This window comes from Streptomyces sp. UF-297 (genome assembly GCF_058245575.1).
Genome location: NZ_JBSIBZ010000001.1, coordinates 130,834 through 142,866 on the forward strand (window position 1 = coordinate 130,834; position 12,033 = coordinate 142,866).

Sequence of the window (12,033 nt, forward strand, 5' to 3'; positions counted from 1 at the left end):
GAAGTGCTTGATACAGCCGCCGAGTTGGAGCGGTGGATCGAGGAGGGGCGGGAGTTCGCCGTCGCGACCGTCGTGACCGTCTCCGGCAGCGCGCCGCGCGGCCCCGGCGCCGCCCTCGCCGTCGACAGCGCGGGCGAGGCGATCGGTTCGGTCTCCGGCGGCTGCGTGGAAGGAGCGGTCTACGAGCTGTGCGCACAGGCGCTCCGCGACGGCGAGGCGGTGCTCGAATGGTTCGGCTACAGCGACGAGGACGCCTTCGCGGCCGGGCTGACCTGCGGCGGGGTGCTCGAGGTCCTGGTCACCCCGGTGGGGGCGGACGCCCCGGCCAGGCCGGTGGTGGCCGCGGCCCTCTCGGCCGCGGCGCAAGGAGAGGCCGCGGCGCTCGTACGCGTGGCCAGGGGCCCGGCCGAACTCCTCGGCGGGGCGCTGCTCGTACGGCCGGACGGCGCGTACCGGGGCGGCCTCGGTGGAACGCCGGACCTGGACCGCGCCGCGGCGGGCGAGGCCCGCGCCCTGCTGGACGCGGGCCGCACCGGCACGCTCGGCCTCGCGGCGAGCGGATCGCGCTGCGCGGCCACCGACCTGACCCTGTTCGTCGAGACGCGGCTGCCCCCGCCCCGCATGATCGTCTTCGGTGCCGTCGACTTCGCCGCGGCCCTGGTGCGTACGGGGAAGTTCCTCGGCTACCACGTGACGGTGTGCGACGCCCGCCCCGTCTTCGCCACGCGGGCCCGCTTTCCCGAGGCCGACGAGGTCGTGGTCGACTGGCCGCACCGCTATCTGCGGCGCACCGGGACCGACCCGCGTACGGTCTTGTGCGTGCTCACCCACGACGCCAAGTTCGACGTCCCCCTGCTGGAGAGGGCCCTGCGGCTGCCGGTCGCGTTCGTCGGCGCGATGGGCTCGCGCCGCACCCACGAGGACCGCCACCGCCGACTGCGTGAAGTCGGGCTCGGCGAGCGCGAGTTGGCCCGGTTGCGGTCGCCGATCGGGCTCGACCTGGGCGCCCGTACGCCCGAGGAGACCGCGCTGTCCATCGCGGCCGAGATCGTCGCGGTGCGGCGGGGCGGGAGCGGGGTGCCGCTGACCGGCGCGCGGACACCGATCCATCACGACGCGCGCGAGCGGGACACCGGTGCAGGCGGCACGCACGCGGCCGCATGACCGGGCGTGCCGCCCGCCCGCTACGCGTTGGGGGCGTAGGCGCCGTCGTTGATGCGGAAGGGCTGGCCTGAGGGGTCCAGCAGGACCGTCCAGTGCGTGCCGCCGGGCTGGTGCTCGGGCTTGGTGGCGCCGAGCTCCAACAGCCGCTTCTCGGCGGCCGCGACGTCGTCGAAGGCGATGTCGAGGTGGAACGGCAGCTCCTCCGCAGGCCAGTTGGGAGCCTTGAAGTCGCGGGCGGTGTAGAAGACGTAGCTCGTGCTGCCGTCGGTGACGAGGTAGGCGGCGATGGTGCCGTTCTCGTCGGGATATTCCCGGGCGACCCTCCAGCCCAGGGCGGCGGCGTAGAACTCGGCGAGCGCCTTTGCGTCGCGGCCCCAGAAGGCGTACGAGGTCACCCGGCCGGTCACGGCGGGGTGCGGGGAAGAGCCGGTCATGGGGAACACTCCGGGATCGAGGGGAGGGGGCTGTACTGCACCCCGGAGTTGTACATACGTACCGTACGCCAGTCCGGCGAGGTGTTCAATCGGGACATAATTGGCGCGCGCCCAAGCGCCGCACTGCTTGGATGTGGCGGCTCGGGCGGCCCTGTCCGGGGTGCGGCCGCGCGGAGCCGGGTTACGGTACGTATGTACACGTTTTGCCCTCGCTCCCCGCAGTGCACGATCAGGAGGCGGTCACCATGGCCCCCGACACCCCCGCCCGCCGCCGCATCACCCCCGCCCAGCGCCGGGCCCGCCTCGGGCGGGCGCATCTGCTGGCCGGCCCGGCGCGGGTCAAGACGCCTCGGGAGGTGGCCGACGCGCTCGTCGGGCTGCACTCCACCGACCCGGCGACCGTGTTCCTGTCCGCGGCGGCCCGGATGGCGGTGCCCGAAGTCGCCGCGGTGGAGCGGGCGTTGTACGAGGACCTGGAGCTGGCGCGCATCCGGTGCATGCGCCGCACGATGTTCGTGCTGCCCGCTGAGCTCGCGGGCATCGCGCACTCCGCCACGACGAAGGGGGCCGCCGAGAAGAACCGTGCGCACGCCATGCGCCACCTCCAGGAGGCGTGCGGCTGGGACGCTCGCCGCTACGCCGCCGTCGAGCGCGCCACCCTCGCGGCGCTCGCCGCGCGCGGCGAAGCGGCGGCCGCCGAACTCGCCGCCGATGTCGCGGACCTGCGCGAGCAGATCGTCACCTCGCCGGGCAAGCCGTACGAGTCCCGGCAGCGCGTCTCGGCCCAGATCCTGGGCGTACTGGCCGCCGAAGGGCGCATCCGCCGGGCCCGGCCGCTGGGCTCGTGGACCTCGGGCCAGTACCGCTGGGCCCCGGCCGAGCCGCTGCGCCCGGTCCCCGCCGCCCGCGCCAAGACCGAGCTGGCGCGCCGCTACCTGGCCTCCTTCGGTCCGGTCACCGCCGAGGACCTGAAGTGGTGGACCGGCTGGACCCTCACCGACACCCGCCAGGCCCTGGCCGCCGCCGGGGCCGAAGCCGTCGATCTGGACGAGGGCACCGGCTATCTGCTGCCCGAGGATGCCGAGGAGATGGACGCGGCCCCCGACGGCGAGCCCTGGGCCGCCCTGCTGCCCGGGCTCGACCCCACCTCCATGGGCTGGCGGCACCGCGACTTCTACCTCGACCCCGGCCACAAGGCGGCTCTCTTCGACCGCAACGGCAACATCGGGCCCACCCTCTGGTGGAACGGCGCCATCGTCGGCGCCTGGGCGCAGCGCCGCGACGGCAGCATCAACCACCACCTGCTGACCGACCCCGGCCGCCGGGCCCGCGCCGCCATCGAGGCCGAGACCGCCCGCCTGGCCGCCTTCCTCGGCACCACGCGCGTCACGCCCCAGTACCGCACACCCCTGGAACGGCAGCTCGCCTCCTGACGGGGCGCGGGGCACCCGGGCGCCCCGTCGGCCCGCCACCCGCACACCCCGGTACAGTACGTACGTACCGTAATGATCCGCCTACCGCCCGGAGCCCGCCCGTATGCCCACCGAGCCGACCAGCCGACGCCGCCGCGACCCCGAGCGCCGTATCGCGGAGATCGTCGCCGCCACGGAGCGCGTCATCGCCGCCCGCGGCATCGAGGGGCTGACCCACCGGGCGGTCGCCGAGGAGGCGGGCGTGCCGCTGGGCGCGACCACGTACCACTTCGCGACCAAGGACGACCTGATCCAGGCCGCCCTGCGGCAGGCCTACGAGCGCTATGCCGCGATGCTCCAGGAGTGGGTCGCCCAGCGGCCCGAACTCACCACCAACCACCTCGTCGTGCTGCTGACCGACGCCCTGATGGGCTGCTTCGGACCCAACCGCGACTACGAGGTCGTCGAGCTGGAGCTCTACCTCGCCGCGCTGCGCCGCCCGGCCCTGCGCCCCCTCGCCGACCGGTACACCGAGGCCACCACCAACGCCCTGCTGCCCTACGTCGACGCGTCCACGGCCCGGGCCGCCACCGCCGCGATGAACGGCCTCACCCTGCGCGGCATGGCCAGCTCCCGGCCACCCGCCCGCGCCGAGGTCGAGGAGATCCTCCGCCGCATCCTCACCCCGAACCCCGCGCTGTCCTAGCCGCCCTCCCGAGCCGTACGGCCGCGTCAGGGACGCTGCTTCACGGGGTTTACGTCCTGACATGACTGACTTACGGAAGCCTTTTCCCCTCTTGTCCGCATGCCCTTACGCGTGACCGAATAGCGCCGCTAGCATTCCCGGATCGGCGGAGCCGAGCGCCCGGCACAGCGCTGTCGACGGCCCGGCCCGGCTCCCTTCCTTCCTCTGGCTCTCTCCTTTGGACACGCGCGGGGTACTCGCTCCGCTGTTCTTCGCGATGGCGGGCCTGCGGATGGACCTCACCCTGCTGGCGAACGGCACGGTCGCCCTGACCGGCCTGGTGGTCCTGACCGTGGCCATCGCGGGGAAGTTCGCGGGCGCCTATCTGGGCGCCCGGCTCAGCCGCCTGGGCCACTGGGAGTCGCTCGCGCTCGGCGCCGGCATGAACGCCCGGGTCGTCATCGAGGTCATCGTCGCCATGGTCGGCCTGCGGCTGGGGGTGCTCGGCATGGAGATGTACACCATCGTCGTCCTGGTGGCCATCGTCACCTCGCTGATGGCCCCGCCCCTGCTCCGTATGACGATGGCGCACGTCGAGCACACGGAGGAGGAGCGGGCCCGCGAACGCAAGTACGGGGGTGGCCAGGCGGCTCCGGCCGAGCCGTCCGCCGCCGGGCCCTGAGCATGTCGCCGGAGGCGCGGTCATGACAGCGCAGGCGGGTGGGGGCCGGTCGCGTCCACGCGGCGGAGCCGCACATCGGCGCGGTCCCGCGCCCCTTATGGGGCGTTGGCCTACGGCGCCTGCCGGCTCGCCCGCCACTCCGGGGCCAGCACGGACCAGATCTCCATGTCGTGGCGCTTGCCGCGGTAGAGGTAGTTGTCCCGCAGGACGCCTTCCTTGGTCATGTTCAGGCGGCGGGCCACGGCGATGCTGGGCTCGTTGGCCGAGGCGACCCACCACTCGACGCGGTGGATGCCGCGTTCCTGGATTCCCCAGTCGATGAGGACGCGTGCGCCGCGGGTCACCAGGCCCTTGCCCGCCGCCGACGGCTCCAGCCAGCAGCCGGCCTCGGCGACGCCCTGGTCGGGGTCCATCGTCCGGAAGAAGACCGCGCCGACCAACTGGCCGCCGGACCAGATGCCGCAGAGGTGACCGGCGTCGGCCGCGGCCTTCTCCGCGTACTGCTGGAGGAAGTCCCGGCTGGACGCCAGGTCCGTGACGACGTCGGGCAGGCCGTTGTACTGCCCGATGAACTCCCGCCCGCGGTCGATGTGGGCCAGGAACTCCTCGGCCCGCCACGGTTCCAGCGGGCGCAGCTCGGCGCCGTCATCGCCCAGGGATATCGCGTACATCGTCACCTTCCACGGTCCGGACAGCAGGTGCGCACTGCGAAAGGATCTTCTCACGGGCGCCGTCGCGGGCGCCGGTGGCCAGGAGGTGCTCGCACAGGAGGAGGGCGAGGGCCGCGGCGGTGAGCAGGCCGCCGACGAGGAAGGTGCCGGGCAGGCCGATGACGGGCAGGAGGAGGCCGCCGAGGAGGGCGCCGGCGGCGACTCCGGAGTTGTAGGCCGCGCCGTTCGCCGCGAGGGCGGTCTCGGTGCGGGCGGGCGCGTGGTGCATCACCCGGTTCTGGGTGGCCATGAAGACCGGGCCCAGCGAGGCGCCCAGCAGCACCAGCATGGCCACGGCCACCGGCCGCGCGGCGCCCGCCGCGTACAGGCCCAGCAGCGCCGCTGCCTGGGTGGCCACAGGCAGCGCGAGCGTCGCGCGCGGGAAGCGGTCCAGGAGCCGGCCGTACGCCGCGACGCCGAGGATGCCGGTCACGCCCAGCACGAGGAGCAGCGGGCCGACCGAGGCCCGGGCGAAGCCGCTCACCTCGACGAGGAAGGTGGAGATGTAGGTGTAGCCGGCGAAGGCGCCGGTGACGGAGAGCGCCGTGACGGCCAGGACGAGCGCGAACCGGCGGGCGTCGGGGGCGGTGCCGCGCACCGCGTGGCTCTCCTCGGGGCGGGAGGTCGGCAGAACGGTGGCGATCACGATCAGCGGGGCGAGGGCGAGCGCGCCGACCACCAGGAAGGGCACCTGCCAGCTGCTGTGCTGGCCCAGCCAGGTGCCGCCGGGCACGCCGAGGACCAGGGCCAGCGACCCCCCGACCGACAGCGCGCCGATGACGCGCCCGCGGACGTGCGGAGGGAACAGGCCGACGGCGACCGGCCCCATCACCGCCCAGAACAGGGCCTGGGCCACCGCGGTGACCAGGCGGCAGGCCATCAGCACCCAGTAGGAGGAGACCAGCGCCGCCACGGTGCTCGCCAGGCAGAGCGCGGCCAGCAGGATGCAGAGCACCGGCCGACGGGGCAGGCGGCGGGTCGCCAGGGCGATCGGTACGGAGACGACGGCGACGGTCAGGCCGTAGCCGCTGACCAGGAGGCCGACGGAGGCGAGCGAGCGGTCCAGGTCGCCGGAGATCAGCTCCAGCAGGCCGATCGGCAGGTTCTCGGTGGTGTTGAAGGCGAACGCGCCCAGCATGAGCGCCGCGACGACGGCCACGCCGCGCCAGGTCGCCGGTCTGTCCGTCACCATGCGTCCACCGTCCGAGGAGATCAGGGGGAACCCGAGGAGATCTGCGGAGATCCGCGGAGATCCGCAGAGATCCGGGGAGATCAGGGGAGAGAAGCGTCAACTCCTCCACTCCTCCCCAAGACCGTGCGGTTCACGCGGCGGGAGCGGCGAGGGCCGTGCCCCGGGGAAGCGGGGGCACGGCCCTGTCAGGGGGAGAAGAGGAGCCGGCTACTTCGTGCCGAGGACGACGGCGAGCGGCTGCTTCTTCTTGTAGACCGAGGAGGGTTCGAAGACGTGGTCCGCGCCCAGGTACAGGCGCTGTGCGGCGTACAGGGCGCGGCGGTCGGACTCGAACCGCGACTCCATCTCGTAGGTGGCGGAGGGGTTCTGGAGCAGCTTGGTCTTCTTGTACGTGGCGGGGTCGATCCGCCAGACCGCGCCGCCCTCCTCCCGCATGATGTTGCTCTCCTGGTACGCGATCACCTGGCCGCGCTCGTCGAGCCCGATCGGGACCAGACGGCCCGCGTCAGCCCCTGCGGTCCTGCCGGTCTCCTTGCCGGTCCTCAGGTCGAAGGCGACGATGTCGTTCTTCGCGCCGGAACCCGCGCTCTTGGGCTCGGTGGTGGCGAGGTAGAGGGCGCCGGCCCGCTTGCTCACCGCGAGCTGGGTGCAGCCGGTGACCTCGGTGGCGGGGCAGTCCGCCTCGTACTTTCCATGGGCGCCGCCCAGCGCGCTGATCCTGGCGAGGAGCTTGCCGCGGGCCGCGCTGTCGTCGATGGAGAGGAACTCCGCGACGCCGGAGTCCCCTTGGGCCTTGCCGTTGTCGGCGGCGACGACCAGCGGGTCGGTGGACACCACGTGGACGTGCTCGGTGCCGGGAGCGAAGGCGTACCGCGAGGTGACCGCCCGCGTACGGGGGTTGACCGTCTGGACCTCCAGGCGGGGGTGGTCGGTGTCGCCGCAGTCGCGTACCGCGATCAGCTTGCCGTCGCTGCCCGCGTAGCCCTCGTCCGAGCATTCGGCGAGGGAGGAGGCGGGCTTCCACAGCGGTGCGCCGCCGACGGTCCAGGCCGCCGCGGCGCTGGTGCCCGCGGCGGCGACGGTGCCGTTGCCGATGGTCACCTCGTCGAAGGTCTGGCGGGAGCCGTAGGAGTCCCGAGCCTGTTTCTGCCAGCGGAGCCTGCCCTTCTTGAGGTCGACCAGGCCGATTTCGGTGCAGACCGCGGGGCTGTCCTTGTCGTTCTTGAACAGGACGGCGATCAGGCCCTCTTCGGTGGGCTGCGGTGAGGACCAGCAGACCTCGCCGGAAAGGGGTATCCGCCACTGCGGCGAGCCGCCGCCCAGCGGATATCCGACGATCTTCTTGAGCTCGGCCTTGACGAAGTTCCGCTCGGTGGTCCACATGCCCATGGCGCCGGTCAGTTCGCCGACCTCGGGCATGGCCACCTGGCCGAGCACCTTCGCCTCGGGGGCTCCGGCGGCGCCGTCGCCCTCGGAGTCCGCGCCGCCCCTCGCGCCCGTGCCGCGGCCGCCCAGCGCCACTGCGCCCGCAAGGGCCGCGCAGACCAGGGCCGTTGTGCGCGCCACGCGCCGGCGGCGGCCCCTCGGCGAGGTCCCCGGGCCGGCCGGCGGCGGTCGGGAGAAGCGGGGAGACGGCTGGGGCATTTCGTGCTCCTTCATGCGTGACAGCCCGGCCGGATGCGGCCGGGCTTTTCCTCGATCGGAGATCCTTCCTTTTGGGTATCGGGATTTCAACTCCCTATTTCTGATCTCTGCTTCAATTGAAGTGATCTCAAGAATAGTTACGGGGAAAGGGAATTGAGGTCCCCGGGGCAGTGGCGTGCTCGCCCGCCGTCCGGAGTGGATACGGCCCAGTTCGGCGGGCGCGACCTTCATGGAGACCGCACTGTCCCCCATGGCGCGAAGGAGCGCGCCGTCACCGTCGTGGCCCCCTGCCTGTAGACCGTGCCGAGCGCGAAACGGACCCTGGTGTTCGGCGGTGGAGAGGTGATCGAATCCGGTACGCACGGCCGGCTGGCGGAACGCGACGGCACCTGCCGTAGGTTTGTTCCACTCCGGCAGGAGGCCGACTCGGCCCTTCGCAGTGACGCACGAAATGGAGAGACACCATGTCGAACAACCCCTTCGACGACGAGAACGGCCGCTTTTACGCCGTGGCCAACGACGAGGACCAGTACGCGCTCTGGCCGACGTTCCGGGACCTGCCGGCCGGCTGGCGCATCGAATTCGGCGAGGCCTCCCGCCAGGAAGTGCTGGAATTCATCGAGCGCACCTGGACCGATATGCGCCCGCGGAGCCTTCGCGAGGCGACGGCGGCCGACGCCGCCGGCTGACCCCCCTGCCCGGATCGGCTCGGAGCCCATCCGTAGAAACCGCGCAGCGCGACATCCATGACCTGGCCGAGCGGTGGGTGCGTGCGCCGGACGCACCCACCGCAGCGGCCGCACCGTGACCTCCCGTGGCCCGGCCCACGGGATCGAGCAGGCACAGAACAGTAAGGACAGTGGTGTGACCGAGACGATCGATGTCAATGGCGTGACCCTCGCGTACGACGAGACCGGGACCGGAGACCCGGTCGTGATGGTCATGGGAGCGGGCTCGCCCGGCCGCGTCTGGCGTCCCTACCAGGTGCCCGCCCTGGTCGACGCGGGATTCCGGGTGATCACGATCGACAGCCGCGGGGTCGGCGGCAGCTCCGAGTGCCCCGAGGGCTTCACCGTCGGCGACCTGACGGCCGACCTCGCCGCCCTCATCGAAAAGGTCGTACAGGGCCCCGCCCATGTCGTGGGAACCTCGCTCGGCGCACGCGTGGCCCAGCAACTGGCCCTCAGGCACCCGCAGTTGGTGGACAAGCTCGCGCTGCTGGCCGCCCGCGGGCGCAACGACGCCGCCCTGACCGCCTTCTCCCGCGCCCAGATAGCGATATACGACAGCGGCGTCACCCTCCCCGCCGAAGTACGGGTGGCGCTCGGCGCGCTGGCCAACCTCTCGCCCGCCAGCCTGCGCGACGAGATCGGCGCCGAGGACTGGTTCTCCATGCTGGAGATGGCACCGGCACGGCCGACCGCGGGCGTACGGGAGCAGTTCGCCGCGGCACTGACGGACTTCCCCAGGAGCGTCACCGAGTTCGCCGCGATCTCGGCACCGACCCTGGTCGTCTCCTTCGCCGACGACCGCCTCTCGCCGCCCGCCCTCGGCGAGGAGGTCGCCCAGGCCATCCCGGGCGCCCGCTTCGAGGTGGTGGCCGACACGGGCCACTTCGGCTACCTGGAGCGGCCCGCGGTGGTCAACCGGCTGCTCACCGACTTCCTCACTGGCGCGGCGCCCGCACAGCACGGGTGACCGAACCGGGCCCGTGACGCGGGCACGCCGGTGCGCGGAGGTGCCGACCCAAGATCACCTCCGCGCCCGGCAGGCCGTACCCTGCACCGTCGTGCCCCTCCGCGGAAAGGAACCGCCCATGCCGAGCCGACCCGGCGCCACCGTCCAGGAGTTCACCGTCACCGGCCCCGACGCGGGCCCGTACGCCCTCGCCGCCGGCTCCGACGGAGCGCTGTGGTGCACGCTGGTCCACCAGGGCCGCATCGCGCGGATCACCACCGACGGGAAGGCCACCACCTACGCGCTGCCCACCGCCACCGGCGGACCGACCATGATCACCACAGGCCCCGACGCGGCCCTGTGGTTCACCGAGTTCAAGGAACACCGCCTCGGCCGGATCACCACCGACGGCGAGACCACCTCCTACGCGCTGCCGACCCCCGGCGCCGGCCCGCTCGGTATCACGGCGGGCCCGGACGGCGCCCTGTGGTTCACCGAGTCCGCCGTCGACCGGATCGGCCGGATCACGCTCGACGGCCGGGTCACCGAGTACGCACTGCCCACGCGCGGCGGCTTCCCCTCGGTCATCGCCGCGGGCCCCGACGGCGCCCTGTGGTTCACCGCCAACCAGGCCAACGCCATCGGCCGGATCACCCCCGACGGCCAGGTCACCCTCCACGAACTCCCCACCCCGCAGGCCGCCCCCGTCGGCCTCACCGCAGGCCCCGACGGCGCCCTGTGGTTCGTGGAGCTGTTCGCCGGGCAGGTCGGCCGGATCGCGGTCGACGGCACCGTACGCGAATTCCCGCTGCCGGACCGCGAATCGAAGCCGCACGCGATCACCACGGGCCCGGACGGCGCCCTGTGGTTCACCGAGTGGGGCGCCAACCGCATCGGCCGCATCACCCCCGAGGGCCGGATCGCCACCTACGACCTGCCGACCCCGGGCAGCGAGCCGCACGGCATCACGACCGGTCCCGACGGCGCGGTGTGGGCGGCGCTGGAGACCGGGGCACTGGCCCGGCTTGCCGTACGGCCGTAGCGGGGTCCCGCCGTGGGACAGGGCCTCGCCGCGACCGACCGCCCCGGCCCGCCGTGCTTCCGCCCGTTCCGGCCCTGCCCGGCGGGCGGGTCGACGTCCGGTGCGCTTGCGGGCCCGGTACGGGGCGCGGGGAACTGCGCGACCGGCCCCCACCGGCCCGCGGGTTCGTCACCGTACTCCCAGCGGAGCGCTCACGCCCCGGCCACGATCCAGTCGTACGCCGCCTGCGCGCTGAACTCCCGCTGCCCGCCCGCGAAGAGGAGCCCCGCGCTCGCGAACGCCGGGTCCTGCACCGTGGCGGGCACATACGGGATCGCCACACACCGCATCCCGGCGCGCCGGGCGGCCTCGGCGCCGGGCGGCGCGTCCTCCAGCACCACACAGCCGCCCGGCTCCACGCCCAGCCGCCGCGCCGCCTCCACGAACACATCCGGCTCCGGCTTGCCGCGCCGCACCTCCTCGGCCGACACCACCGTGGTCAGCAGCGCGTCCAGCCCCGTACCGCCGAGCACTGCCTCGATCGCGGCCCGCGAGGAGCCGGACGCCACCGCCATCGGATGCCCGGCCCCATGCAGCAGCTCCACGAACTTGCGCATCTCGGGGAAGACCTCGGTGCGCTGCCGCGCCAGCTCCAGATACAGCCGGTTCTTCCCGGCCAGCAGCTCCTCCAAGGGAGCCTGGATGCCGAACTCCTCCCGCAGCGTCTGGAGGGTCTCCAGGGTGCCGATCCCGATGAAGTCGGTGTGGCGCTCCCAGGTGAAGTCCCGCACGCCGTACTGGGACAGCAGCCTGCGCCCGGCTTCGTAGTAGTTGGGCTCGCTGTCCACCAGCGTGCCGTCGAGGTCGAAGATCACCGGGGTGGTGGGGGAGATGCTCATACCTCCAGCATGCCAAGGGCGCGATCAGCGCGGCCCCGCGGCCCCGCCCACGGCCTCGACCAGCGGCAGCATGCGGTGCGGCACCCGCTCGCGCAGCGCCACCTCCGTCCGCGTCCGCACCACACCCGGCAGCTGGATCAGCCGCTGGATGACGTCCTCCAGATGCGCCGCGTCCCGCGCCACCACCCGCGTCAGCAGGTCCCCGCCGCCGGTCGTGGAGAACGCCTCGACGATCTGCGGCACCTCGGCCAGCGCGTCCGCGACCTCCTTGAGATGCCCCTGGGTGACCTCGATGTGCACGAAGGCGAGTACGGGGTGGCCGAGCGCCGCGGGGGAGAGCCGCGGGCCGTACCCCGTGATCACTCCGTCCCGCTCCAGCCGGTCCAGCCGCGCCTGTACGGTCCCGCGGGCGACCCCCAGAATCCGCGCGTACTCCCGCACGCTCGTACGCGGCTGCTCCAGCAGCAGTTCGAGGATCTTCGCGTCCAGCGCATCCACGGCCATGGTCCGCAG

At 73.1% G+C, this 12,033-nt stretch carries 13 protein-coding genes; 7 read left to right on the plus strand and 6 right to left on the minus strand.

The features are described 5' to 3' along the window. Nucleotides 1-3: 3 nt before the first annotated feature. On the plus strand, nucleotides 4-1,164 hold the full coding sequence (locus AC4IJH_RS00680) for an XdhC family protein (RefSeq protein WP_490849426.1): 1,161 nt from the start codon (nucleotides 4-6) through the stop codon (nucleotides 1,162-1,164). A 20-nt stretch (nucleotides 1,165-1,184) separates the two neighbouring features. Here the strand turns inward: AC4IJH_RS00680 and AC4IJH_RS00685 are convergent, their stop codons facing one another. Next, nucleotides 1,185-1,598 (minus strand): VOC family protein, encoded by a 414-nt coding sequence (locus tag AC4IJH_RS00685; protein ID WP_490849427.1) that lies wholly within the window; start codon nucleotides 1,596-1,598, stop codon nucleotides 1,185-1,187. A gap of 245 nt (nucleotides 1,599-1,843) precedes the next feature. On the opposite strand from AC4IJH_RS00685, the gene AC4IJH_RS00690 reads away from it, so the two are divergent. The 3 genes from AC4IJH_RS00690 (at nucleotide 1,844) to AC4IJH_RS00700 (ending at nucleotide 4,377) form a co-directional block, all read left to right on the plus strand. Next, on the plus strand, nucleotides 1,844-3,031 hold the full coding sequence (locus AC4IJH_RS00690) for a winged helix DNA-binding domain-containing protein (RefSeq protein WP_490849428.1): 1,188 nt from the start codon (nucleotides 1,844-1,846) through the stop codon (nucleotides 3,029-3,031). A gap of 103 nt (nucleotides 3,032-3,134) precedes the next feature. Next, complete coding sequence (locus AC4IJH_RS00695; protein WP_490849429.1) at nucleotides 3,135-3,716, plus strand: TetR/AcrR family transcriptional regulator; 582 nt, start codon at nucleotides 3,135-3,137, stop codon at nucleotides 3,714-3,716. Nucleotides 3,717-3,933: 217 nt separating this feature from the next. Beyond that, nucleotides 3,934-4,377 (plus strand): cation:proton antiporter, encoded by a 444-nt coding sequence (locus tag AC4IJH_RS00700; protein WP_490849430.1) that lies wholly within the window; start codon nucleotides 3,934-3,936, stop codon nucleotides 4,375-4,377. A 110-nt stretch (nucleotides 4,378-4,487) separates the two neighbouring features. Here the strand turns inward: AC4IJH_RS00700 and AC4IJH_RS00705 are convergent, their stop codons facing one another. The 3 genes from AC4IJH_RS00705 to AC4IJH_RS00715 all read right to left on the minus strand — a co-directional run bounded on the left by AC4IJH_RS00705 (nucleotide 4,488) and on the right by AC4IJH_RS00715 (nucleotide 7,845). Further along, nucleotides 4,488-5,048 carry a GNAT family N-acetyltransferase gene (locus AC4IJH_RS00705; protein ID WP_490849431.1) on the minus strand — a complete coding sequence of 187 codons (561 nt, stop codon included), beginning with the start codon at nucleotides 5,046-5,048 and terminating at the stop codon, nucleotides 4,488-4,490. Continuing rightward, on the minus strand, nucleotides 5,023-6,279 hold the full coding sequence (locus AC4IJH_RS00710) for an MFS transporter (RefSeq protein ID WP_490849432.1): 1,257 nt from the start codon (nucleotides 6,277-6,279) through the stop codon (nucleotides 5,023-5,025). The genes AC4IJH_RS00705 and AC4IJH_RS00710 overlap by 26 nt, the downstream gene beginning before the upstream one ends. 207 nt (nucleotides 6,280-6,486) lie before the next feature. Continuing rightward, entirely contained in the window at nucleotides 6,487-7,845 is a 1,359-nt protein-coding gene (locus tag AC4IJH_RS00715; RefSeq protein ID WP_490849433.1) for a hypothetical protein, read from the minus strand. Nucleotides 7,846-8,387: 542 nt separating this feature from the next. Here AC4IJH_RS00715 and AC4IJH_RS00720 point away from each other — a divergent pair. The 3 genes from AC4IJH_RS00720 to AC4IJH_RS00730 all read left to right on the plus strand — a co-directional run bounded on the left by AC4IJH_RS00720 (nucleotide 8,388) and on the right by AC4IJH_RS00730 (nucleotide 10,642). Then, nucleotides 8,388-8,612 carry an MbtH family protein gene (locus AC4IJH_RS00720; protein WP_490849434.1) on the plus strand — a complete coding sequence of 75 codons (225 nt, stop codon included), beginning with the start codon at nucleotides 8,388-8,390 and terminating at the stop codon, nucleotides 8,610-8,612. A 175-nt stretch (nucleotides 8,613-8,787) separates the two neighbouring features. Continuing rightward, on the plus strand, nucleotides 8,788-9,621 hold the full coding sequence (locus AC4IJH_RS00725) for an alpha/beta fold hydrolase (protein WP_490849435.1): 834 nt from the start codon (nucleotides 8,788-8,790) through the stop codon (nucleotides 9,619-9,621). Nucleotides 9,622-9,739: 118 nt separating this feature from the next. After that, nucleotides 9,740-10,642 (plus strand): Vgb family protein, encoded by a 903-nt coding sequence (locus AC4IJH_RS00730; RefSeq protein WP_490849436.1) that lies wholly within the window; start codon nucleotides 9,740-9,742, stop codon nucleotides 10,640-10,642. A 191-nt stretch (nucleotides 10,643-10,833) separates the two neighbouring features. Here the strand turns inward: AC4IJH_RS00730 and AC4IJH_RS00735 are convergent, their stop codons facing one another. Together AC4IJH_RS00735 and AC4IJH_RS00740 are read right to left on the minus strand one after the other, a co-directional pair. Further along, entirely contained in the window at nucleotides 10,834-11,520 is a 687-nt protein-coding gene (locus tag AC4IJH_RS00735) for an HAD family hydrolase (RefSeq protein WP_490849437.1), read from the minus strand. Nucleotides 11,521-11,544: 24 nt separating this feature from the next. Further along, nucleotides 11,545-12,024, minus strand: coding sequence for an Lrp/AsnC family transcriptional regulator (locus tag AC4IJH_RS00740; protein ID WP_490849438.1), 480 nt, complete (start codon nucleotides 12,022-12,024; stop codon nucleotides 11,545-11,547). Between the last annotated feature and the right edge of the window lie 9 nt (nucleotides 12,025-12,033).